This is a genomic window from Mycoplasma amphoriforme A39, assembly GCA_000723365.1.
Classification (GTDB): Bacteria; Bacillota_I; Bacilli_A; order Mycoplasmatales; family Mycoplasmoidaceae; genus Mycoplasmoides; species Mycoplasmoides amphoriforme.
Map to the genome: position 1 here is coordinate 791,521 of HG937516.1, position 25,247 is coordinate 816,767.

The following is a 25,247-nucleotide window of genomic DNA, read 5'->3' on the forward strand; positions in this document are numbered from 1 at the left end:
TTTTATAACTGGTTTTTTAATTCCTTGGATTTATATAAATTGATTACAAAATAAATAATGATTGATAGCAACGTAAACGCTAAGGCTGATGCAATCCCAATAATTACCAAATTAACCGTTGTTAATCCAGCATTTACATCATTAACTGTTAAAACGGTAAATACCATGCCAAAGAAATTAATAAAGCCAATGATTGATGCGACTACAAACGCATAAACCATCATTTTTCGTTCTCTATCTTTTTTAACAAGCGAATCGTTTTGCTTTAGTTTAATACTCAAAGCATCAATTGATTTTTTCAAATTATTAATGCTATCAATTTTTTTTACAATTTCCCGAATTTCAGAAAGGCCATAAAAATCATCATACCAGTCAAACGATAACCGCTCTAACGCATTGATTTTATCGTGATAAAACTGTGATGTTTTTATTAAATTTTGATTATTAAAATCATGTTCAATATCATTTTTGATCCAAATTTTTGATTGTGCATAAATTTCGGCTCACAGATAATTTTTAAAAATATCAATTTTTTCGTTTTTTAATAATAAAATTGCTGGTGCACCAGACATATAGGTAACGTAGTTGTTATTAATTTCGGCACGTGAGGCCTCAATTTTTGCTTTGAAAGAATTTGAAACATTAGTATTTAGCCGGTTTTTTTCCAGAACGTTTAATAATTGGGCATAATCAATAAAAAAACTTGAGTATAAATCCATTCCGAATAATTCTGGTGAAGTTGTTAAAAGATATAACAGCCTTGTATTCATGTCTTCAGTAATCATTTTTTTTGACGAGACAAAAGGAGCGTTATTACTTATTTGTACGTCAAAAATTGGTATTGGTTGACTGAAAGATTCATAATCAATGGTTGTTTGGTGTTCAGAAATAGCACTAAAAACATCTTCGAATGATTTTAATTTTGATAAATTATGTTTTTTCAAAATATCGTTACGAAAATAACTTGCTTTTAAAAAGCGTCCTAATTCGAAAAAGTCTTGTTCAGGATTTTGGTTGGGGTCTTCTTTGATTTGGGATGGCTTATCTAAAATATTTAAAATTAGTTCCGGTTTTTGACTAGTAAAATAAATTTTTAATTCTTCATACAGTGATAAGTTAATCATGGTTCCGATTAAAATCGAAAAAAACAAGCCATCAGTTTTTTCAATCATTTCTTCTTTTGTTAGGCTTGTGCTAAATTTTAAATATTTTCGTTTGATTAATTCTGATCAATTGGCTTTTAAATCATTTGCCGTAACACTTTTAAAGTCAATTTCTAAATTATTTTTTTTAAAGGTTGGTTTGCTTTGAGTTCTTTTGCTTTTGCCAGGTGCAACTAGTTCATAATTGCTAATTAAATCTAAAATGTTATTCAACGATAAAGGGTATAATTGTTTAATGATATAGTGACGAATCAGTGTAGATAGATAAACATTGTTAACAACTTCTTCAAAGTTTAAATTGTCGCTAGTTTGGTCAGTTAAGGTTAAGGAAAATCCTCCAGAAAGAATTTTAGTTTCTTCATCTAAATAAAAAGATAAACGAATCGATTTCATGTATGAATATAAATAAGAAGTTGGATTAATATCAATAATGAAATTAAACCGTCGTTCGGACTGGTTATCTGAAACCAACTCAATTTCTTTATCTTCATCTAAAACACGGATGTAGAGGGGTTCTTTAAATCGATCGTATTCATGAACTTTAAAGATGTCATTATTCACACTTCCGGTTTTCGATGCGATTTTTTTTAATGCTAGATTTAACATTAAAGCAACCTTTTCGTTTTTAGTTAAGTTATCAATTTCAATAAATTTTTCTAATTCTTCTTCTACTAAATTTTTTTGAATTTTCGGAAGGACTTTATTAACAAATTTTTTATTCGGATGATTATTTAAACTAACAAAAAATTTATCGTTAATATTGTCGACATAAAAGGGATAAATATTTCGAATTGTTAAATTATTTCATTTTTTATTAGACATCTTTTCTTCCTTCTATTTTTTTCAGTTGGCGCCTTTCGATCATCCGCGAAAGAATCCCGTAAGTTAGTAAAGCTAATAAGGTAAAGATTAGTAAAGTACCAACGACTACAATTGCCACATTTCGCGGGTCCTGAATGCTTGCATTAATCAGATCTTTTTGGACGGTTAAGATTGTAAAAACTGTTGTAAAAAAATCCAAAATTCCAAAAATGGCGGCAACTAATACACCAACTGCTAGATATTTACGCTCTTTTGATTTCCCATACCGTTGATCATCACTATTAAGTTTTCTCAAAAAATATTCTGCCGAACTTTTAAAAGCAATTCCTGTCTCAATTTTATCGATAATTTTTTTGATTTCACGTAGCCCAAAAAAATGGTCATTATCATCATACTTCAGTAAATTTAATTCGTGAATATAAGTTCGCAGTTTTACGGGTGCAACCTCCCGATATTTTTTTGATAAAAATTGAATTTCATAAAGCCTTCACATCCGAATTTGACTAAAGATAATGGCTCAAATATAATTATTTACTAATTTTAAATTTGGATCTAATTCGTATTTGCTAACAATCTGATTTTGTTCATTATTAATTGTGACTGGGTTATAATTTTTCACAATTAAAAATGATAAAGCACTATTAATAAACGTTAAATAATCATAATTTCTTTCACACAATAATTTGTCGGCTTTATTTTTGATATCTGCATCGATTTGAACATCACTGGTATCAATATTTTCAAATAAATTTAAAACTTCTTGATATGTAGAAAAATTGCTATTTGTTAATTCTAGACCAAATAATTGAGGATACATCATCATTAAAAATAATAGATGAAAGTGTCGGTTACTTTGAAAAAAATCGTCACTATCATCGAAAAATGGTGTTTCTGTTTGCCGGATGATTTCATAAGAAGGAATTGATGTTCATAATGAATGATCTTCATCATAATTTGCAACATTTGTAATTGCTTCAATTGCATCATCGGCTGTTTCAATATCTTCAACATTAATTTCGGTAAAATAAACGTATTTGGTTTTTATAAATTTCAGTAAGTTAATAAAATCTTGATTAGAATCCACAGTTTGACGGAGATTTTTAATTTTTAATTGATCGTCTAATAATGATAGAAATAATGATGGATCTTTACTTTTAAAATAAGATTTAAGATCTTCATAAATGATTAAGATAATAATTTGGGAGATGAACAGTGAGTTGAATAAATTATCTTGTTCGATTGGAGAAGATATTGGTGTACCGCTTGCATCAATATATTTTCTTTGTATATAGTTATTTCAATTGGATTTCAGTTTGCTTTCTAAGGAAAGTTTATTATTTTTAATTTTAACTTTTAAATCTTCAAATAATTGCAATATGTTAAAAATGGAGTTTTTTTTGACTTCGTTTTCAAAGAAAAACCGGCACATGAAATTTTCAAAAATTTTTCTAGTAATCTCGTTAAACGTTGCATTCTTCTTGGCATTATTGCCCCAATTTAATGCAAATGAACCTGAAATCATTTTATTTTGCTTATCGAGATAATAACTGATCTGGATTTGTTCGACAAAATCGCTTAAATATGAATTAGGATCAATGTCAATTCCATATGTATATCGTTTTTGTGCTAAATTGTGCCCCAAAATTTTTAAATCTGATATTTCTTCTTTTTTGGCAACATAAATCGGTTCGTTTAGTTCATCGCGCTTTATTTCTTTAAACACAACCGAATTTTTTGATCCTAGAATCAAAGCAATCTTTTTAACCGAGTGGTTAATGACTTTGGCTAACGTATAGTGGGAGTTTACTGTTTGAATTTCAATCATTTCGTTTAATGATTCATCGCTTACATCATTTTCTATTTTTTGTTCAAGAGAAGAAAACAATCCTTTATACAAAGCTTTATTCTGATATTGTCGTAAATCAGATTCAAAAAAAATACTATTTGGTTTTTTAATATAAAACGGATATAAATTTCGTAATTTTAAAGTGTGGATAAATCCATTTTTAGTTGTCATTTTTAATCTCAATTCAATACCGGAAAATCTAAACTAAAATTTAAATCATTTTTGTTTAATTGATCCTTATATAACATTATTAATTGTATTGCTTTTTTGTTAGTTCTTGTTTTTAATAATATAATTTTTTATAGGTAATTTCTTTCTTTTTTTAAAAAAGTGATTAAATAATACTCATTTTGTTTAATATCTAATTGAATTGAAGATTAATTATTAAAAATTACTTTGCTAATGAATAAAAATATAAATTAAGTAATTTTGCATCCTAAAGTTAGATTTTCTTTAAGAAATTACCATTCATTTCGCCTAAACTAATCAATATTTTAAACTCATAGTTAATTGATTAAATACCAAGTCTAACTAAGTTAATTAATAAAAATTTTGAAATCAAAAAACTTAATACAATGTCATAATGAAAATTAGAACTGAATTGAACAACCAAAAAATGTTATATCCCTTAACAACACCGCTAGTTCGGTTTATTGTTAGGCTACTAGATGCAATAATTACGGGAATTATTAGTGTTATCATTTATAAATTAGTAAACCTAACTAATAATTTTGACATCACAATTTTGTTAACAATTATTTTAAGTTATGGTGTTTTTGCAATTTACTACTTAATTATTCCCTACCTAACAAAAGGTTACACTTTATTTCGGTATATTTTTAAAATCAAGTTAATTGAACTAATTAACATCCGAAAATATTTGGCTCACTTGGTGGTGCATGATTTATTTATCTGAATCCATTTTTCGACATTGACGTTAATATATGTTATTGTTGTCGTTAATTTACCCCAAAACCACCAACAACTTTTACAAAATTTATTTAATTCACAATCTTCCTTTGAAGTTATTAATGTTGTTTTTCGGATTTTGTATTCATTAGCTGCCATTGTTTCGATTGCTTTTTTAGTCTATTCGTTTTTACGTAAGGGAAAAAGAAATCTTCAAGACTTAATGAGTTGAACAGCAGTCATTTCGCTAAGCCGACCTACACCTGAAAATATCGATGCAAAGCTTAACCCTAGCGGGTGAAACCCTAAACCTAAATATCATCTTCCTGGCGAAATTGACGCTAATGCGTTAAGAGATATTAGTAAGGATTAAACGAAAATGGATTTAAATATTTTCAAATTAAATGAAGTACAAAAAAATGTGGTTTCGCACAGCACTGGCCCTGCTTTGGTAATTGCTGGGGCTGGTACTGGTAAAACGAGAGTATTAACCGCTCGCATTGCCTATTTGGTTGGTCATTTCGGGATTAGTCCGCACCGAATTTTAGCGATCACTTTTACCAATAAAGCGGCTGAAGAAATGAAAAATCGAATTAGTCGTTATTTGCCCGATATTAGTTTCCCCTTTATTCATACTTTCCACGCCTTTTCGTTAAGATTTTTAAAAGAAGAAATTTATCATTTAGACTATAATTCTTCGTTTAATGTTATTGATGAAATTAGCCAACGCAGTATTATTAACGATTTATACCGCTTACATAATTTCGAAAAAAGTTTATTAAAAACGAAAGAATCATTAGATTATATCGATACAATTAAAGCAGCTAATGGCGATTTTAAAACTAGCATTGAAAACATCAAATTAAAAAATAAATTATCACCATCACAATGTGATTTGCTTAAAAGTTTATTAAATCATTACCAAAATCATTTAAAAAAAAATAATTTAGTCGACTTTAATGATTTACTTAATTTCACCTATGAAATTTTATCCACAAACGAAGAAGTTAAAAAAAAGTGAATCAAGCGGTTTGATTGCATTTTAATTGATGAATTTCAAGATACCAATAAAGTTCAATACGAAATTGCTAAATTTCTAGCAATAAGTCACCAGAATATCTTTGTTGTGGGCGATCCTGATCAATCAATCTATTCATGACGTGGTGCAGATGAAGCGATTATTGAAAAATTTAAACAAACATTTCCTAACGTTAAAACCTTTGTATTAGAAGAAAACTACCGTTCTTCACAACAAATCTTAAATGTGGCTAATGATTTGATAAAAAATAATTATACCGTAAATATTAAAAACTTATGGTCGCACAATAAAAGCGGAAGTGTGGTGAAATATTATGCTGCTTTTTCACAAGAAGAAGAAGCGTTTTGAGTTGCTAATCAAATTAAAAATTTAACCGAACATCAAGTTAAAAATCAAGATATTGTAATTTTATACCGCATCAATTCGTGATCGCGAAGTTTTGAACAAGCCTTGATTAAGTTAAAGATTCCTTACTTTATTTATGGTGGTTTTAAGTTTTACGAGCGCCAGGAAATTAAAGATATTATTGCTTATTTAAAAGTTATTGCATTTAAGGATGAAATTAGTTTAAAAAGAATTATTAATGTTCCCTCCCGAAAAGTTGCATCAAGAACGATTGATGCAATTGACCAGTATGCTGCAAAACTAAACGTCAGTTTTTACGATGCGATGAAAAATGTTCAATCCCTTGACATTTACAGTATTGCTAAAAAAAACATTCATAACTTTTATTTTGAATTGCAAGAATGAAGGAAAAAAGTCAATAATGGTCTGTTTGCTTTAACTGACGACATTATCACCAAAACCAATTATTTATCTCAATTTGATCCAGTTAAAGAAAAAGACCGTCACGAAAACATTAAAGAGCTACTTAACTCAATCCAAACTTATGAAAATGACCATCCTAATGCTTCCTTATCAGATTATCTTCAAGACATTTCGCTATACACTTCAATTGACGAGAAAGAACAACGTGATTCGGTCCGCTTGATGACCGTCCATAGTGCTAAAGGACTTGAGTTTAATTACGTTTTTGTTGTGGGTCTAAACGAACGGATCTTTCCGATTTATCGAAATAGTGAAGATACTGAGTCGAATGAAATTAAAGAAGAGCGCCGGATCTTTTATGTTGCAATTACGCGAGCTAAAAAAGAATTAACCATCACTTCGGCATTAGGTTTTAGTTATGCTAGCAGCACGCCAAACCAACTATCGCGGTTTATTGATGAAATTGACCGGTCGCACCTGAACATCATTAATCTTGATAAAATTGCGATGTGAAAACAAAAAAATGCATCTTCTAACCAATTTGGCGACTCTTCCTGACCGCGTTTGAAAGTGTTGCAAAAATACGAACATTTAATGGCTAATGCACCTAATTTTCGTGTGGGCGAAGTTTTAGATCATGATTTTTTTGGCGAAGGCGTTGTTGTTGAAGTTTTAAAACGAACGGTGAAAATTGCTTTTAATCCGAAATTTGGTGTAAAGGAAATCCTTAGTGTTTCGGCTACTTTAAAACGTAGGAAAAACTAATGTTTAAACGTTTTTTTTCTTCGAATTATTTAAGTAAAGACCAAATAGATCATAACCAAGCGATTCGGAAAATGCACCGAGATCTGCGTGCACAACTAATTGGGATTAATAAGTCAAATTACGATGATAAAATCTGCCAACATGTCAAGCAATTTGTTAAAAAGCACAACTTTCAAACAATCGGATTTTATTGATCAACTAAAAACGAAGTTGATACCATTGCTTTAATTAATTTTTATCTTTATGATTTTGAAAATCAAGTAAAAATTTTTTTGCCACAAGTTGTCTCGAGAAAAAAAATGGTTTTTCGCAAGATTGAAAGTCTTAATTTTCCAAGTAACACGTTTAAAACGATTAAACAGCCGACGAAAAAAGCAATAAAAATCTTACCCCAAAACTTAAATGTTATATTTGTACCAATGGTCGCATACGACCAAAACAAAAACCGCTTAGGTTATGGTGCAGGTTATTATGACCGTTATTTGAAAAAAATGAAAAAGTACAATTGTGTAATTGTTGGTTTAGCTTACACTGTGCAAAAGACCAATTTAATTTATTGTCATCCACAAGACATAGCAATGGATTTAATTATTAACGAAACGGGAGAATTTTAATGAACATACTGTTTATCGGTGATATTTTTGGAAAAACTGGAAGGGATTTTTTAGCACTACATTTACCTCAAATTAAAAATAAGTATCATGTCGATTTAGTCATTGCTAATGCTGAAAATTGCACCCATGGTAAAGGTTTAAATTGAGAACACTTTAATTTTTTAAAAAAAATTGGTATTGATTTTTTTACAATGGGTAACCATACCTGGTCAAAATCGGAAGTTTTAGATATTTTAGAAAACGAATATAACATTATTAGGCCACTAAACCTTGATGATTCATTTCAACATCATGACATCGGTTCAGGAACGCAGGTTTTGCATGTGAAAAACACTACAATTCGCATTACCAATCTATTAGGTTCTTCTGTTGTTTTGCCGTTTAAAACCACTAATCCCTTTCATGCTTTAGCAAAGCTGTTAACTAATGAAATCAAAACCGACATTCATATTGTGGATTTTCATGCTGAAACAACATCTGAAAAAAATGCGTTTGGCGTTTATTTTGATGGTCAAGTAAGTGCGATCTTGGGAACACATACGCATGTGCCAACTAATGATTTGCAAATCACCCCAAAACAAATGGTTTTTTGTAGTGATGTAGGCATGTGTGGTCCCGGTTTTGGCAGCGTGATTGGGGCGAAAGCGGAAAATGCAATCGCTTGTTTTTTAGGTGAAAGTGAATATTTTAAACTCGAAGTATCCCAATTTAATGCTCAATTAAATGCTGTATTCATGCAGTTTGATAATCGAACTTTCAAACCAATTAAAGTTGAACAAATTCGGATTACAAGTAATGATTGTCAAAAATACTTGCAATGAAAATATTTTAACCCTTACAAAAATAATAATTAACGCTTTTAACTTAATCATTGAAAATTTTTTCTATTGAAAACTAATATTTAGCCAAACTTAAAACCAATGATTATCGAAATGTTATGCAGTCTACATTGTGCAAATTTTTATTAATATTCAAAAATAAATTTGTGATTTTGAAATAAATTTTGCTGTCAGTTTACTCATGATTAACAATTTGGGATTAGTGAACAATGCGTAAATTAGCAGCATTAAAATAACTTTTATTTTCTTGTATTAAAGCCGATTAGTTGAAATTTTTACCAAATTATTTATTTGATGAGAAACTTCTGTTAATAATAACGATTAGTAAAAGTTTGTAAGTTTAGTGTTTTATTAAGTATTTTTAAATGTGCTTTATAGGATTTTTGCCTATAATCAAATCATCCTATTTATGAATATTAATCGTATTCGTTAAGCACCCTTTAATGAAATTAAATATGCTTTAAATAAATTTAAACTATTTAAAATGCTAAGGCATCTTGCTGCTAAAAAAATCTTTTATAATAAGGCTAAGTTTTAATAATTGTAAACGATTTTAATTGCTAACTTAAACCTTTTAACCTTCTAAATTTTTGCTGTAGCCAGGACTTTTATTATGAAATATTACCTAAAATTTGTTAACTATCCTAATGAAAATTTATTGAATGAAAAACTAGCATACCACGAAGGCAAATCACCCCAAAGAATCTCCACTTTTACCTACCGAATTGAACCCGAATTAGACATTGTTAAAATTGATTATCATGAAGCTGTTGATCCGGTTTTTTTGGGTCAGGAAAAAGTTAAATTTAACCCGGTTGTTAAACTATTTAATACTGTCCAATACTTAATTGAAAAAAACCGAATCTACAATTATTATGTTGATTCGCATACATATTTAGCATTATCAACTAACAAAGATGATTTTTTAAAAGAAGCTAAGTGGTTAAAGCCAGATCCTCATTTAATGGTTAAAGTTTTCAAACCTTCAAAAGCAATCAAAGATATGGTTAAAAATTTATCTTCTGTAGACCAAAAAACGGTTTCTTATCACGAAAATGCTTTATGGTTTTCCTTCCGAACTTATGCTAGAATTCGTTTTGGTCAAGAAATGAAGCACTTCCAACTAGACTATAGTAGTAAACCCGAGTATAAAGCAATTTTAAAAAATGAACCATTATATGCTAATTTACGCATTGCTCAAACCCATTTAAAAAGTGGTTGTGAAAAAAACAAAGTTGTAGATTTTAGTTTACTGTATGCTGGCGATTTTAATAAACCGGTTAATTTAAGGGTTCATCACATGTGTGAAACATCAGAAATTTTGCATTCCCAGCATTGTGATTGCTTATTTCAAAAAGAAGAATTTTTAAACTATGCAGTGAAAAATTATCTTGAAAAAAAAGAACCGTTCTTGTTTATCTATGCAAAAGAAGAAGGTAGAGGCATTGGCTTAGAAAATAAAATTAATGCTTATATTAGAACGGCAGAATTTGGCGAAGATACCGTTGAAGCGATGATGAATACAATGGGCTTTAACGAAAACCGTTTGTTCGATGTTCCAGCTGAAATTGTTTACGATTTAGGCATTAAAGAAGTTAACTTAAAAACTAATAATCCGGCAAAAATTTATCCGTTTTTATACCGGGGGATCAAAGTTAATTTAACTAGTGCATGAACATGTAATGAAAATTTGTCAGATGCGGCTAAAAATTATACTGAAATTAAAGTAAAAAAAATGCATCATTTAAAGAGAGTCCAAAAATAATTTTTTTTGCTAAAAATAAGTTATTATCACTAGACAAAATTTATTAATTAATAGGAGTTCATGAAACTTCCAATTATTTATCAATAATGATGCAATTAACTCTCTTGTATGATTTTTTAAACCACAATTTTCTATTTTATAAGTAAAATTTTAGAAAAAATGACTTATAACTTGATAAAAATAGCAAAAAATCGTTTATTTTTGCTTAATTTTGCTTATTTTTTTTCGAATTATTTGTCATGAAAATGTATAATTTAAATAAATAAATCTATATTTGAGGTATTGCTTATGCTTACAAAAACTGAAATTTTTCGGATTATTTCTGAGTGCACCGGGGTGCCTACTAAAAACGTTAAATCGATTTTTGAAATTTATACTGATTTAGTCAAACGTGAACTAAAATCGGAAGGTGAAATTAAATTGCCAGATGTTGGTAAATTTAAAGTAGCAATTAGTCGGGAACGAATTTCGCGCAATCCGATTACTGGCGAACAAATTAAGTTAGCTCCAAAAGCTCGTGTAAAGTTTGTGCCAATCAAAAACATCAAGGAGGAAATGACCAAAGTTAAGTGGCGTTATGTTGATGAGGAATAAACCTACCCATATATAGATTTATCGTTGTTTTTACTGACGATCTTTTCCGTCGTTGCTTTGTAATCCTAAATACTTTACAAAAGTTTTCTAAAATATAAACAATACTTTAAAATTTGCGGCTATCCTTGGTGATTTTTAAAGTATTTTAACCGTCATCAGTCAAATCGTTCTTTTTCTCTTGATTAGTTATCTTGCTTTATTGTAAAAAGGAATTTTTAATAGGATCTTGAAAGTCAGGTCTTTTATTAAAATTATTGATTAACACATTCAAATGCCATGTGATCAAACCATCTTCTTACAAACATTTTAGTATTCTAATTTAGATAATGCTTGGTTGCGAAACTGCTGGGCATTTTTTAGTTTTTTAACAATATTTTTAATAATTAATCCAGAAATATTAAAATCAATATTTGCTTTGCTAAGTGCTTTAGAGTCAACAACATCTTCAATTTCGTTTAAAATTAGTTTGTTTTTATTGATAAAAAAATCAATTCCATAATAACCATCGGGTAATTTTTTAATAATTTTTTTTACATATCGTTTTTTTAGAAAAGATAATTTTATTTCTTTAACAACTCCGTTAAGATTAAAATTACTACGAAATTCATTACCTTCTACTGTTCTTTGGATGATTTTTATAATTTTGCCAAACATCACATAGATTCGTACATCCCTTTTTGCATTTTCACAAAAATCTTCAACAATATAATCACTAGCATTATTTTCATACGATAATAAGTCTTTGAATTCATTAATTTTATTGATTTCTTTTGCATGATGACCGTACCGGTTTTTTATTAGCAAGGGATAGCGGTAATCTTTTGCTTTTGCCATATCTAAAATTTTTATTTCATTACAGACAATTTTGTGATGTTTACATCATTCAAATGTTAAGTATTTATCGTTTGCCATTTCTGAAAAATCTACACGATTAAAAATAAATTTTTGATTTTTAAAATTTTTTAAAAATGATCCTTTCCGTGAACGATTTATCACCACATCAAAATTTGTCAAATCAATTTGATCACAGTGATCATGATTAACTAAAAATAGTTTGCCACGGTATCCTGCTTTTTCAATTTCATGGATGATAGCTTGTGCAAATTCTTTGTTAATTAAAAAGTCGTTTTCGCTATAAATTAAAGCAATACCTGACTGGTTTGTTGTCTTTTTCATTATTAAATACCTTTAGTTTTTCTTAAATATGGTTAATTAATAGATATCTTCTGATTAATGATTTTAGTTAGATTGTTGCTAACATGTTATTTAATTATTTTAGCAAGGATTATCTTTAACAAATAGTTGTAAAAAAGAAGGTACGATTTGATTTTCTAATGATTTTAAAAACTTAACCAATAAAGTTTAAGCAACAATTCGATTAGCATCCTTAAAAAATTAAACGTTTCGCGATATTCCTTTATTAATTCAGTGCGAAAAAGCAATGTAAATGCTTAAAGGAATTAAAAGCGAAACAACAGCACCAGCAGCTTGAATATTGGTTATATTGCCAAAGCCTGTATCGCCTAATGATAAAAACCATCCGGTGACATTTTTAACTGCCAAACTAGATAAAATAACATGTGGTCATAAGTATTCATTTCAAACATGAATCGTTGTGAAAATGACAAGTAAAAAGTATGGCATTTTTAAAACAGGTAAATAAACATAAAGAAACGCTTGGTACCATTTTAGCGAATCAATAATCATAATTTTTTCTTTAGTGACCCAAACTTGTGATGCCGCTCGATAAATATATATCATTAAAAAGAAGGAAAAAATTCCGTTTGTTGTTCAACTGATAGTTAATGAACTAGGAAAAATTCCAAGATCTGTAATAATTGTTTTTAAGGCTAAATAGATGGTGATTTCGGGAATGATACTTACGAAAAAGAAAATTCAAAACATAATTTTTTTTGTTATTGCATTAACTTTCATTAAACCAAACGAAGCCAACGTTAACGTCGTCATTCGTAAAAAAATTAAGGTAAAAATAACGCTAACTGTGATGCTGACTGCACTGCGAAATTCTGGCGTATTCAAGCCTTGAAAATTACCTGGCGAAAAAACATCAACTTTAAAACGAGTTTTGCCAAAAAAATCGGGAGTACTAAGACTAACAACAATTAAATAGTATAAGGGGAATAAAACAATAATTAATAGAAGAAAAACTATTAAGTATTTCAAAATTTCCTTACAAAGATTTTTAAACATAATTAACCTTATTTTTTTGTTTTGCTTTTTTATTTTTAATGAAAATTACTAACTGTTTACTTCATTGGTAGTATTTTCGTAATTTTTTAAAACGAAGTAAATAAAACAAAAACAAGATAAATAAAATGTAAGAAAAGAAAAGAAACGAAGCAGCATAGGCAACTTCAGGATTAAATTTAATGGATCGTCCTGAGCCACCTAAAAATTCATAAATATAACTTGTAATTGTTTCGCCATCAATAGCTGCTAAATCTTGTCCTTGTCCTAAAACTGCAGACGGATAAATTAAAGCTGTCACAATGAAATTTGTGTAAAGTATAACTGTAAAAGAATGTTTAATTTCGTACCTATGGATGTATCAGAATTTTTCAAAAAATTTCAAGCGATCAATTCTAAACGATTTGTAATGTTTCAAATTCGATTTATTAATTGCAAACTGTAAAATAACAATATTAAATGGTAGCACCCTTCACAATTGAAAGAAAAAATAAACTCATAATACTGATTGCCGATCATTTCCGATGAAATTAATTTTTAATCCTAAAATTTTGGCAAAAGCATTATGCTGACCAAACAAAAAGGAAAAAGATAAACCAATTGCAAATGAAGAAATAAAAAATTGCGAATATAATGCGGTAATAAATAAATTCCGACTTAACTTAAAACAAATGCTGGAAATTATTAAAGCAAAAAATAACCCTAAAAAAAGGGAAATTGGCGTGGTTATAAATGCTAAGAATGCCGTGTTTTTGATCGCATTATTAAAACCTTTACTTCTCGTTAAAACAAGAAAATTTTCAACATCATACTTTGCGGTAAAAAAATCGTATTCTGACCGAACCACAAAGGCATTTTTAAAAGTGCTGAAAATCGGAATAATCGAAAATAAAAGTAAAAGGATTAAAATCGGCAGCAGCATGGATAATCCCACCCAATTTTCTTTACAGTATTTGGTTATATAATTGAAAAATACTTTACTTTTTTTCTTTATTAATTGCAATTTAAAATTCTCCTTCCTTCCTTGTCAAAGTGAATTAAATCTGTGTCATTATAAGTAACTTTTACCTTATCAGTAATTTTGTACAAATTTGATGTGTTGTTAATCACAATCTTGCGCTGCAAATGCTGCACAAAAATTTCATAAACAAATAAATCACCTAAAAGTTTTTTGTCAACAATGAGATCTTCAGCTTGCTGATGATAACCAATCTGGATTTTATTATTTCGAATGTATGATCTAGACAAATTGTCTTCTTTAATTAAAATAATTTCAGGTGTTCCGATAAATTTCGCAACAAACTCATTAAACGGATTATTATACAAATTTTCGGGTGTGTCAAATTGTACGACCTTGCCGTCGTTGATTAGCAAAATTCGGTCACTAATTCGTAAAGCATCGCTTTGATCGTGGGTCACAAAGATGATTGATAGTTTTAATTCCTTTTGAATTGTGGCCAATCAATCCCGGGTCGATTCTTTAATTTTGACATCTAAAGAAGCGAATGGTTCATCCATCAATATTAGGGTTGAATTTTTAATAATAGCTTTGGCAAAAGCCACTCTTTGCCTTTGACCACCAGACAATTCCGAACCCTTCCTTTGAAGTAATTCATCAATTTTTAATTTTTTGGCAATTTCGTGTAAACGATTTTCGAACAAACGTCCGATTTTACAAAATTTTTTAAATGCGAGTCAGATTGGTAAATTTTGAAAAAAATAACGCCGGGATATGAGTTGCAAGTTCTTTTTGTATTGGCGTCAGATGCGATTATTAAACAAGCCAGAATCAATCTTATTGATGATTTGTTGAATATTTACTAAGTAGTTTGTAATTCGATCATTTTGGTGAGTTTTGCAAAATTCATGAACGGCTTCTAGTTTGTTTTTAATAATTCATGGTTTGGAATTGATTGCACTTAAATAAACATTTTTGAATACTGAAATATTTTCATATAGGGAACTATCTTGAAGAATAAACCCAATATTATTGGTTTTTTTATCGCCCTTGACAGTAATTTTTCCGTGAGTTGGTTTTTGAAATCCAGCTATTAGGTTTAATAAGGTTGTTTTCCCGCTACCTGACGGTCCTAATAAAGTAATAATTTGATTGGAAGGAATTTCTAAATTTTCAATATGTAATAAAGGTTTTTTTTTGTACCCAAAGGACAAATTTTCAATCCGAATTAATGGCTGTGTATTTTCCATAGTGTTGATTTCAACAATTAAAGTAAATTAGATCATTTTTCAAACCATTAATTTGCTTAAAAGTTATTGTGATCCAATCTTGAGCATTATTATATACGCGAACGATTCAATAGGTGTAAAAAAGAGTGTTTTCTTCAATAAACTTGTTAAACAAGATTTTTTATGCTTCAAAAATTCTTATTTTTTTTAAAATGTTGAAAATAAACAACTTCACCTAGTGACTAGTTAATTGATCCAGGCCTAAAAACCCTATAACATGCTTACTAGTTCTTTTATTTTAATTAATTTGCTTTAGATGAACTTTAAATCAAAAAACTAATGAAACAAAAAAACCAATTTAATTAATCGTTTGTCAATTCTTTTTCGAGAGCTTTGATGTACGCATTAACTTCGTCATTTGGTTTAACAAATTCTTGTAATTTTTTTAATTCGTGTTTACTGTAATGGTTCGGCGAAGAATAAGTAATAATTACAATTAAATCACCCGTGCGGTTCATTTTAAATAACCGGCTTTGGTTAGAAGTTTTAATACCCTCACCAGATAAAATAATTTGTTCACCGTTACGTGTGCCCGGCTTTACTTCAATTTGTCGCATTCCGTTTAAGGTCGCAACTTGCACAGTACCGCCAACTATCGCTTCTAACGGATCAATTAAGGCTTTCACAATGACATCATTATGGTTACGTTCAAAGATGCGGCTGTCAGCAATATTGACCCGAACGTATAAATCACCAACTTGGTTCATATACGTGTGACCTTCGCCCTTAACGACAATGACATCTTGGTCAAATAGTCCTGGTTCGACCTGAACTTTGTGTACAACTTCTTCACTAATCATTTTTTGTCCGTGACAATTATTACATTTTTCGCGAATGGTTTTTCCTTCACCTCTACAAGTCCCACAAATGCCCTGTGTTTGGAAGGTTCCGAATGGAATTCTTTTGGTTTGAACAACTACACCTTCACCATGACAAGTGCCACAAATTTTAATGGCGTTAGGTGATGTTCCAGCCCCAGTACCTTTACAAATTTTGCAAGTTTTTTGCCGAACGTAAGTTACATCGCGAACGCACCCCTTAGCACTTTCTAAAAAACTTAAGTTTAGATCAACTAGTAGGTTGATTTCCACTTGTTCGTGGTGGCTAGCCCTGCGGCTAGCTCCCCCACCAAAAAAACTGCTAAACACATCACCAAATCCGCCCGAACCAAATTCAATGCCCTCACTAAAACCCGAAAAACCCTCACCAAAAACACTATTGAAAATATCGAACGGATTGAATCCTTCTTGGTGAAACCCACTTGCATTTAAACCTTCATGGCCATAACGATCATAAAGTTTCCGTTTTTCTTCATCGTTCAAAACTTCATAAGCCTCGTTAACTTCTTTGAAAAGTTCTTCAGCATTAGGATCTTTGTTTCTATCAGGGTGGTACTTCATTGCCATTTTTCGAAATGCCCGTTTGATTTCGGATTGATCTGCATTCTTACTAATTCCGAGAATTTCATAATAATCCCGTTTTGATGGCATAGCATTCTCCTGATTATAATTGTTAATTAGCACTCTAGTCTAGCGAGTGATAGCAAGTAAAATTATATCCTACTTCTTAAAATTTTTTAAATTTTTTTAAAAAATCAGAAAAATAATCTAATTTGATTTGTTAAAAAAGTTAACCAACAATTTATTATTTAATAATAACTCTATAAAATTATGAAAACAACTTGATTTTTTAAATTATTGATCGATGAAAAAAAACGAATTAGTTGATTTTTGTTAAACTTGGCTTTTTAAAATTCAGACTTAAAGAATTTTTCCCATTCAATTGTTTGTTGATATTCTTTGAAATGCCGCTGAACCTTACCACGCTTGGCTGCATTTGCTAAACCAATCGGATCAAAAGATATTTCGCTTCCGGCTTTTCAAGTTTTTAATAGTTCATCAAGAATTTTTTTATCTTCATCTTTTAATGCGTATTTTTCAGGAGTTGTTTTGTTTAACGATAGGATGTGTTCAACCATTTCGCTATAAAAAGCCCGGTATTCAGTCGAATCATCCTGGTCATGACCTTCTTGTGATTTTTGGTATTTTTCGACGAATTTCATCCATTCGTTTTCGATTTTAATTTTTCATTGGATTTTGGGAACATAACTTTGCTTATTATCTGCCATACTTTTTCCTTTACAATTTTTCGCTTCTATAATTTTAAATTAAAAGATCTTATTATTTGTTATTGATTGAAAACTTTTTAACAAAAAGTAACGATTTCTTTAACTATTTGTGGTTGCTTTCACGTAATTTTAACAACTCGTACTGCAGTTTTAATTCAATTGCACTAATTTCTTGATGATTTGTTAACTCTTTGATTCTAGCCTCAAGCTTTTGTTTGGCGATTTTGGCTGCTTGAACATCGACATCTTTAGCCCAGATAAAATCTAAACTAAATACTTTGGCGATTTTTCTTGTTGCATAAATTGTTGCTTGGTCAATAATTCCTGCTTCTCTACGTCCATCAAGATGGGTAATATAGATCACGTGGGGAGCAGCTGTGGCCACTAGCGGAGCATTGTTTGCCATTAAGGCAATATAACCTTCAGGCGTTCGCACTTCAGCCCGTAAAATTTCGCCATTAAACTTCACGCCAACTGGTGTAAGAATTTTAAATTGGTAACTATTTTCAGCCATGATTGGTCCTTATCACTGGTTAGTAAATTAAAAGTTTATAATTTTTTGGCTTTTTCGACAACTTCGTCGATTGAGCCAACATAAAAGAAGGCCGATTCTGGTAGACTATCATGCTTACCTTCTAAGATTTCTTGAAAACCTCTGATTGTTTCGTTTAACGGGACATATTTGCCCTTATTACCCGAAAATTTTTCGGCAACAAAAAACGGTTGACTTAAATAATTACGAATCTTGCGGGCTCTAGCAACAATAATCTTGTCATCTTCAGATAATTCATCAATTCCTAAGATGGCAATTATGTCTTGTAATTCGGCAAATTTTTGCAAGATTTTTTGTACTTCTCGAGCAGTTTTATAATGTTGTAAACCAACAACATTAGGATCTAATAAGCGACTAGTTGATTCTAAGGGATTAATGGCGGGAAAGATCCCTAAAGAAGCAATGTTACGATCCAAGACGGTTTTTGCATCTAGATGGGTGAAAGTGGTCGCTGGAGCGGGATCAGTTAAATCGTCAGCAGGTACATAAATGGCTTGCACCGAAGTGATTGATCCACTTTTTGTTGAAGTAATGCGTTCTTGTAAAATACCCATTTCATAAGCCAATGTTGGCTGGTAACCAACTGCTGATGGCATCCGTCCTAATAACGCTGACACTTCACTACCAGCTTGGGTAAAGCGGAAAATATTGTCGATGAATAATAAAACATCTTGGTTATTATAATCACGAAAGTACTCAGCCATGGTCAATGCTGTTAGTGCCACACGCATTCTCGCTCCTGGTGGTTCATTCATTTGACCAAAAACAAGGGCTGTTTTATCAATGACCCCACCTTCAATCATTTCGTAATAAAGATCATTTCCTTCGCGCGTTCGTTCGCCAACTCCTGCAAAAACTGATAAGCCCCCGTGACCGGTTGCAATGTTGTGAATTAATTCTTGCACGAGTACTGTTTTACCAACACCCGCTCCGCCAAATAGCCCAATTTTACCACCTTTAGCATAGGGAATTAATAGGTCAATAACCTTAATTCCCGTTTCAAAAATTTCCAAATTATTCGATTGTTCTTCAAAACTTGGTGCTTGGCGGTGAATCGGCATTTTCTTGACAGTTGCTGGTAAATCACCCTGACCATCAATAACATCACCCACCACATTAAACATCCTTCCTAACACTTCATTACCTACGGGAACTGAAATGGGATTTTTCGTACTTGTAACGCTTGTGCCCCGAGCCAATCCGTCAGTTGCGCCCATGGCAATGCAACGCACGACATCATCGCCAACCAATTGGGAAACTTCTAAAATTAGTTGATGATCACCGATGTTGGTAACTAAAGCGTCATTAATTTCGGGCATTTGGTCTTCAGTGTCAAATAACACATCAACAACAGGACCAATCACTTGGTAAACTTTTCCGGTGATTTGTGGCATGATATATTCCTCCTTTTATTGTTCAATCCCAGCAATGATTTCGGTAATTTCTTGCGTAATATTGGCCTGGCGTAACCGGTTAAAACTTAATAGGTAATCATTAAATAATTCAGTAGCATTTTTGGTAGCTGTTTCCATTGCGTTTTGCCTGCTGGCATATTCTGAAACCTTTGATTCAACTAATGATCCGTACAGGACAACTTGTAAAAATTGTGGGATTAATGCTTGTAAAATCTCGGCAATATCAGGTTCAAACTCAAAGTTGTTTAAAAGTTGTTTATTTGTTGTTTTGGCATCATCTACAAATAACTCGTGGTCAATTGGTAAGATTTGAATTGCTTTAGCTTGCTGGACTAAAGTGTTCACAAAATGGGAGTAAACAATGACCACTTTGTTATATGACCCCTGGTAGTATCCTTCAAGAATTTTTTTACCAATATTTAAACTAATCCCAAAACTGATGTCTTGATCTTGTAAGTCTTTCGGAGCAATTAACGCGTCTTGTAAGCCTTTGGTTTTTCAGTAACTGATCCCTTTTTTGCCTAGAACCATAATTTTATCTTGTGGTTGATATTGGGCGTATAAAAGTTTGTTTAAATTAATGTTATATGGCCCACATAAGCCAAATGAACTATTGGTAACAACAAACAATGTTGGTCCATTTGCATCAACTTTTTTTTGACTAGAAGTTTTGATTGAACTAACAATTTCGCCAACAACCTGGTAAAACTCATGGCAAAACTCGTTAATATCACTAAGCATGCGGCGAAACTTACGCAGTTTAGCAGCAGCGACCATCCGCATGGCTTTTGTGATTTTAGCGGTAACAGCAATGCTATCCATTTTGCGCCGTAATTCTTGCGTTGATAACATTATTAAGATTCCTTATTTTGCAAATCATTTAACGCAATTACTTGCTCATCACCGTTAACATTATTTGGTTGTTTTGGCTTTTGTACATTAAAAGTTTGCACGAAGTGCTCAAGGCGGTTTTTTTCAGTTTGACTAACTTCAATTTCTGATAAATCACCATATTTTGCACAATCATAATTGGCAATAGTCACCATAAAATCATTAATCAAGATCTTGAATTGAATTTTAAAAATTTCGATCAATTCTTTCGTAAAGGTTTTCAAGGTTTTTAACTGGTGATATAACGGACTATTTTCAAACTGGTCTAAAATAAAGGTTTTGAATCGCTGGATGTCATCAACGGGAATTCATTTAATCAAACGTTCTTTAATGGCAAATAATAAAATCGCTTCTAAAATTTGGTCAACGGGTTTGCCATTAGGCTGTTTTAACATTTCCATTACCCGTTTTCCGTGTTCTAAAATACGTTTGGTCTCAGCGTCTAAATCGCTGCCAAACTGACTGAATGCATCCAGTTCGCGATATTGAGCTAGTTCGAGTTTTAAACTACTAGACATTTGCTTAATCGCTTTCATTTGGGCCGCTGATCCGACCCGACTGACCGAAAGCCCAACATGGATCGCCGGCCGTTGTCCAGCATTAAATAAACTTGATACCATAAATAACTGGCCATCAGTAATGGAAATTACGTTAGTAGGAATGTATGCGGAAATATCACCCGCTTGCGTTTCAATAATCGGTAATGCTGTAATCGAACCGCCACCAGCATTGCTATTTAGCCGTCCCGCTCGTTCTAATAGTCGTGAATGTAAGTAAAAAACATCACCAGGATAAGCTTCCCGCCCCGGCGGGCGGCGCAATAACAACGATAACGTCCGGTAAGACACAGCATGTTTGGATAAATCATCATAAACAATTAAAACGTCCTTACCTTGATGCATCCAGTTTTCGGCGATCGTTACGCCAGTAAATGGAGCAATGTATGATAAGGCAGCAATCTCGCTAGCTGTAGCGGAAACAACCGTGGTATATGCCATTGCTCCCGTCCGTTCTAATTGACCGACAATTTGGGCAATGGATGAATTTTTTTGGCCAATTGCGACATAAACACAATTAACGTTTTTGTTTTTCTGGTTTAAAATCGCATCAATGGCAATTGTTGTTTTTCCTGTTTGCCGATCGCCGACAATTAACTCCCGTTGTCCTTTGCCGATTGGTAACATCGAATCGACTGCTAAAATTCCCGTTTCCAACGGTTCATTAACTGATTTTCTAGCCATCACTCCCGGAGCCACTTGTTCAATTGGACAGTAAGTCACATTTTTAAATTGCCCCTTACCATCAATTGGTAAACCTAAACCATTCACGACGCGTCCTAATAATTCGTCACCAACTGGGGCTTCTACCACCCGCCCCGTGCGTTTTACTAACGTACCTTCACGCAAGTTAAAGTAATTACCTAACATCACTACGCCAACGTTGTTGGCTTCCAAATTTAACGCCATACCTAACGAACCGTTTTCAAATTCAACTAATTCGTTTAACACCACTTGATCTAACCCGCTAACTTTCACAATTCCATCACCAACAGTAATGACATGACCCTTTTCGTTACTAACAATTTGGGATGAATACTTTTTGATTTGGTCTTTAATGATCGAAGCAAATTCACTTAAATTAATTGCCATTTAAATTTGTTTTTCCTTGGATTTTTTCTAATAATAAGTTCGCCTTCATGTTTTTCAATTTGCCAACAATGGTCGAATCAAATGATTTTGATTCGGTTTCGACTCTCACCCCAGCGATCACGCTAGGATCAACTTTGGTTTTAATAACTAAGTGTGATGCTAACTTTTTTTCAAGAATGGTTTTAATTTTGGTTAATTGTTCACTAGTTAATGGGGTGGCTGAAGTAATTTTGACATAGCGCACGTGCTGAACTTGTTCGACTAGCAGCAAGAATTTTTTTAGAATCGCTATAATGGAATGAAACTCATGCATGTCAACCACAACCTTTAAAAAATCACATAATAAGGGATCGAAGAATTTTCCAAAAACTTGGTTAATTAATGCCGTTTTATGATTTCGGTTAATCACTGGCGAACAAAAAAAACGGCTAATTTCTGGCAACTCGTTCACTAGTTGGATGATTTTTAAACTTTGTTGGTAAATTTCGTGACAATTATTTTTTTCATTTGCCAGTTCGTGTAATGCTCTGGCAAAACTTAAAAAGCGGGTTTTAGTCAAGATCAGCTTCCTCTAACGCTTTAATAAAATCTTCGATAAAAGCCTGATTATCAGCTGATGATAAACTTTTTTTAGTTAGTGCTTCAGATGCGGTTAACGCTACGTTAATAATTTGTTTTTGCATTTCCTCACGCAACACCCGTTCACGCCGTACTAGTTCTTGTTTGGCGTTTTGGATGGTAATGTTAGCACTACGTTTGGCCGTATCTTCAATTTCCGCTTTAATCCGAAAGCCCTCATTAGTCGCGTGGGCAATAATTTGGTTCGCTTCCATGCTCGCTTTTAAACGTTTGGCATTGGCATTTTCTAAATAAACTTTGGCTTGGGCATAGGCTTCTGTAGCCTCATCCATATTTTTTTGAATTAATGCCTGCCGGGCTTTTAAATTTTTTTGGGTCGGCTTTCACAAAAAATAAATCATCGCTACTAGTAAAATAACCAAAGCAATCATGTGGGCAAGAAATACCCAAAAATTGGGGAAAAATTGGTTAACAATGTTTTCTTCCTTAAGTTCTTCTGGCAAAGCACACGAAGTTACGATAATGGGAATTAAGACAATTCCCGTTAGCCCTATAAAAAGACGTTTGCTTTTTTGATAAGGTTTTTTTTGTGTCATTGTTTGATTCACCCAGTTTTGATTCTAAACTACGAAAATTAAGATGATCGCAATTACTAAACCGTAAATTGCTGAAGATTCTGCAATCGCACTACCGACAATGAAAAAGGTACGAATTTTACCTTCAACTTCGGGGTTTCTCGCCAATGCCAAACAAGCTTGGCCGGCCACAAAACCCTGACCAACGCCAACCCCAACGGATGCAACCATGGCCATTCCCCCACCAATATAGGCAAGGCCTTTATCAGTGATCGTCGTAGTTGATCCACTCAGAGCATGATTGACAATATCGCTAATATGCAAAATAATGTTGTCCATAAATTTTTAACTCCAATTTAATAAATTTGTATGATCTTTTTGTCAATTTAGTGATGACAATCATTCCTTAATTAAATGTTACTAACTTTCGTTTGTACAAAAACTTCGCTAGCGTTTTGTTTTTTCAATCCATGATTTATTTTTTTTCGCAAGGGAATTTTTTGGCCTTGTTCATCGTGTTGCTGTTTGGACCAATACGAATAGGTTAACATTAAAAACACATATGCTTGCAACAGCCCAATAGCCACATCAAAATACGAATGGAACACCGGGGTAATCATCCCGCCAAACACACTACCCAATGTTAAACCTAAAATCACGGGATTGACATTTTGAAAAATGAATTGGATCAACGAATACAGTAATGCCATGATTAAAGTTCCAGAAAAAATATTACCCCATAACCGCATGGAAATCGATAGTAAAGGTGCAATTTGGCCAATAACTTCTAACGGATTGATCATTACTGGAATTTGCCGTCCCTTAATTTTAACATTCACGGTAAAGGTTTTTAAAAAACGCAACCGTTGGTATCTAAAGGCGACAACATAAGTTCCAAGAAAGGTCATCAAACCCAGGGTTGCTGTGACTGTTAACGAACTGGTCGGTGGCGATAAATTACCAATAAGTGAAAATAAATTACTAAAGCCTAAATAGGTTAAAATCATCAGAAAATACGGAGTAAATTTTTTGTTTTCTTGACCAAATAAATCAACGGTCATTTTTTCAATTCCCAAAACGTATAATTCAACCATCAAAACGTATCCGCTTGGTGCTTGGTCGGGTTTTAAGCGGCAGGCTTTAATGTAATATACGATGGTAAAAATCAAAATCGCCATTACCACTAAAGGAATTGTTACGACCACACTTGTGGGTTCAAACGGTTTTCAATTAATTCCACTAATCGGAGTTTCTTGAATTAAAACGCTAAACGGGTTGGTGGCTTGAGGCGAATTGGGTTGAGAATTAGTTTGGTGATAAACTATCTCCTGTGGCAGCATTTTGCACTCCTTTCTTCGTTGTTTTGTTAAGATCGACTTTAAATAAAAGAAAATTTAACAAAACTGAATTTAGTGGAACAAGCATGATAATTGCTAATACTCCAGCAAGATGAAAATAATTATTTGCACTAAATTTTTCAACTAAAGCAACGATGATAATGGGAATTACATACAAAAAGTAGCGTCCAATAAATAAAATGGCAGCAAGCATTGCTAAAAAATTCTTGCTAAGTTTTTTATTTCTGATGTTTGAAGTTAATTTTAAGCCTAACTTGATAATAAAATTCGGAATTACTGTCGTTGTAAATACCGCTACAATTGCAAAGGGCAAACCAACTAAATACGCAAATAAAACCCTTCAAGGAGACACTTTTAAAACAGCTAAAATTACTAAAATTACAATCCCAAAACTAGCAAGGATAATAAAAGAAAAATTTTTGCTTAATCACGCGTTTTTAATACTTGTTCAATTAATTTGCGACCAGTTTAACTTGGTTTTAGCAACCGGATTTATTTTCATTAAAATCTAATTTTTATA

The 25,247-nt window shown here is 31.8% G+C and carries 23 protein-coding genes; 6 read left to right on the top strand and 17 right to left on the bottom strand.

What is annotated here, in order from left to right:
* Positions 1-2: 2 nt before the first annotated feature.
* Both ABDB96_RS02980 and ABDB96_RS02985 read right to left on the bottom strand, forming a co-directional pair.
* Positions 3-1,985 carry an MPN338 family protein gene (locus ABDB96_RS02980; RefSeq protein WP_343251308.1) on the bottom strand — a complete coding sequence of 661 codons (1,983 nt, stop codon included), beginning with the start codon at positions 1,983-1,985 and terminating at the stop codon, positions 3-5.
* A complete protein-coding gene (locus ABDB96_RS02985; RefSeq protein ID WP_343251309.1) occupies positions 1,978-4,002 on the bottom strand; it encodes an MPN337 family protein in 2,025 nt (674 codons plus the stop codon). The genes ABDB96_RS02980 and ABDB96_RS02985 overlap by 8 nt, the downstream gene beginning before the upstream one ends.
* A gap of 412 nt (positions 4,003-4,414) precedes the next feature.
* On the opposite strand from ABDB96_RS02985, the gene ABDB96_RS02990 reads away from it, so the two are divergent.
* The 6 genes from ABDB96_RS02990 (at position 4,415) to ABDB96_RS03015 (ending at position 11,124) form a co-directional block, all read left to right on the top strand.
* Positions 4,415-5,113, top strand: coding sequence for an RDD family protein (locus tag ABDB96_RS02990; RefSeq protein ID WP_343251310.1), 699 nt, complete (start codon positions 4,415-4,417; stop codon positions 5,111-5,113).
* A gap of 6 nt (positions 5,114-5,119) precedes the next feature.
* Positions 5,120-7,312 (top strand): ATP-dependent helicase, encoded by a 2,193-nt coding sequence (locus tag ABDB96_RS02995; RefSeq protein WP_343251311.1) that lies wholly within the window; start codon positions 5,120-5,122, stop codon positions 7,310-7,312.
* A complete protein-coding gene (locus tag ABDB96_RS03000; protein WP_343251312.1) occupies positions 7,312-7,926 on the top strand; it encodes a 5-formyltetrahydrofolate cyclo-ligase in 615 nt (204 codons plus the stop codon). The genes ABDB96_RS02995 and ABDB96_RS03000 overlap by 1 nt, the downstream gene beginning before the upstream one ends.
* The gene (locus tag ABDB96_RS03005) at positions 7,926-8,780 is read left to right on the top strand and encodes a TIGR00282 family metallophosphoesterase (RefSeq protein WP_343251313.1); all 855 of its coding nucleotides are present in this window, start codon (positions 7,926-7,928) and stop codon (positions 8,778-8,780) included. The genes ABDB96_RS03000 and ABDB96_RS03005 overlap by 1 nt, the downstream gene beginning before the upstream one ends.
* A 598-nt stretch (positions 8,781-9,378) precedes the next feature.
* A complete protein-coding gene (locus ABDB96_RS03010) occupies positions 9,379-10,530 on the top strand; it encodes a GTP cyclohydrolase II (protein ID WP_343251314.1) in 1,152 nt (383 codons plus the stop codon).
* Positions 10,531-10,818: 288 nt separating this feature from the next.
* Positions 10,819-11,124: an HU family DNA-binding protein gene (locus ABDB96_RS03015; protein WP_343251315.1), complete on the top strand. Its 306-nt coding sequence runs from the start codon at positions 10,819-10,821 to the stop codon at positions 11,122-11,124.
* Positions 11,125-11,430: 306 nt separating this feature from the next.
* Here the strand turns inward: ABDB96_RS03015 and ABDB96_RS03020 are convergent, their stop codons facing one another.
* The 15 genes from ABDB96_RS03020 to ABDB96_RS03090 all read right to left on the bottom strand — a co-directional run bounded on the left by ABDB96_RS03020 (position 11,431) and on the right by ABDB96_RS03090 (position 25,229).
* A complete protein-coding gene (locus ABDB96_RS03020) occupies positions 11,431-12,300 on the bottom strand; it encodes an ATP-grasp domain-containing protein (protein WP_343251316.1) in 870 nt (289 codons plus the stop codon).
* A gap of 219 nt (positions 12,301-12,519) precedes the next feature.
* Positions 12,520-13,335 carry an ABC transporter permease family protein gene (locus tag ABDB96_RS03025; protein WP_343251317.1) on the bottom strand — a complete coding sequence of 272 codons (816 nt, stop codon included), beginning with the start codon at positions 13,333-13,335 and terminating at the stop codon, positions 12,520-12,522.
* Positions 13,328-14,254, bottom strand: a complete 927-nt coding sequence (locus ABDB96_RS03030) for a hypothetical protein (RefSeq protein WP_343251318.1) — start codon at positions 14,252-14,254, stop codon at positions 13,328-13,330. The genes ABDB96_RS03025 and ABDB96_RS03030 overlap by 8 nt, the downstream gene beginning before the upstream one ends.
* Before the next feature lie 71 nt (positions 14,255-14,325).
* A complete protein-coding gene (locus tag ABDB96_RS03035; RefSeq protein ID WP_343251319.1) occupies positions 14,326-15,540 on the bottom strand; it encodes an ABC transporter ATP-binding protein in 1,215 nt (404 codons plus the stop codon).
* Between the two features lie 341 nt (positions 15,541-15,881).
* Positions 15,882-17,069, bottom strand: coding sequence for a DnaJ C-terminal domain-containing protein (locus tag ABDB96_RS03040; protein WP_343251320.1), 1,188 nt, complete (start codon positions 17,067-17,069; stop codon positions 15,882-15,884).
* Between the two features lie 257 nt (positions 17,070-17,326).
* Positions 17,327-17,707 (bottom strand): hypothetical protein, encoded by a 381-nt coding sequence (locus ABDB96_RS03045; protein WP_343251321.1) that lies wholly within the window; start codon positions 17,705-17,707, stop codon positions 17,327-17,329.
* Between the two features lie 103 nt (positions 17,708-17,810).
* A complete protein-coding gene (locus ABDB96_RS03050; RefSeq protein ID WP_343251322.1) occupies positions 17,811-18,221 on the bottom strand; it encodes a hypothetical protein in 411 nt (136 codons plus the stop codon).
* Between the two features lie 35 nt (positions 18,222-18,256).
* Positions 18,257-19,654 (bottom strand): F0F1 ATP synthase subunit beta, encoded by a 1,398-nt coding sequence (gene atpD, locus ABDB96_RS03055; protein ID WP_343251323.1) that lies wholly within the window; start codon positions 19,652-19,654, stop codon positions 18,257-18,259.
* A gap of 15 nt (positions 19,655-19,669) precedes the next feature.
* On the bottom strand, positions 19,670-20,527 hold the full coding sequence (gene atpG / locus ABDB96_RS03060) for an ATP synthase F1 subunit gamma (RefSeq protein WP_343251324.1): 858 nt from the start codon (positions 20,525-20,527) through the stop codon (positions 19,670-19,672).
* A gap of 2 nt (positions 20,528-20,529) precedes the next feature.
* Positions 20,530-22,215: a F0F1 ATP synthase subunit alpha gene (gene atpA / locus ABDB96_RS03065; RefSeq protein WP_343251325.1), complete on the bottom strand. Its 1,686-nt coding sequence runs from the start codon at positions 22,213-22,215 to the stop codon at positions 20,530-20,532.
* On the bottom strand, positions 22,205-22,774 hold the full coding sequence (gene atpH, locus ABDB96_RS03070) for an ATP synthase F1 subunit delta (protein WP_343251326.1): 570 nt from the start codon (positions 22,772-22,774) through the stop codon (positions 22,205-22,207). The genes atpA and atpH overlap by 11 nt, the downstream gene beginning before the upstream one ends.
* Positions 22,767-23,390: a F0F1 ATP synthase subunit B family protein gene (locus ABDB96_RS03075; RefSeq protein WP_343251327.1), complete on the bottom strand. Its 624-nt coding sequence runs from the start codon at positions 23,388-23,390 to the stop codon at positions 22,767-22,769. The genes atpH and ABDB96_RS03075 overlap by 8 nt, the downstream gene beginning before the upstream one ends.
* 24 nt (positions 23,391-23,414) lie before the next feature.
* A complete protein-coding gene (gene atpE / locus ABDB96_RS03080) occupies positions 23,415-23,708 on the bottom strand; it encodes an ATP synthase F0 subunit C (protein ID WP_425528229.1) in 294 nt (97 codons plus the stop codon).
* A gap of 71 nt (positions 23,709-23,779) precedes the next feature.
* A complete protein-coding gene (locus ABDB96_RS03085; protein WP_343251328.1) occupies positions 23,780-24,709 on the bottom strand; it encodes a F0F1 ATP synthase subunit A in 930 nt (309 codons plus the stop codon).
* Positions 24,675-25,229, bottom strand: coding sequence for an MG406 family protein (locus tag ABDB96_RS03090; protein WP_343251329.1), 555 nt, complete (start codon positions 25,227-25,229; stop codon positions 24,675-24,677). Before ABDB96_RS03090 ends, ABDB96_RS03085 begins: the two co-directional genes overlap by 35 nt.
* Positions 25,230-25,247: the final 18 nt, after the last annotated feature.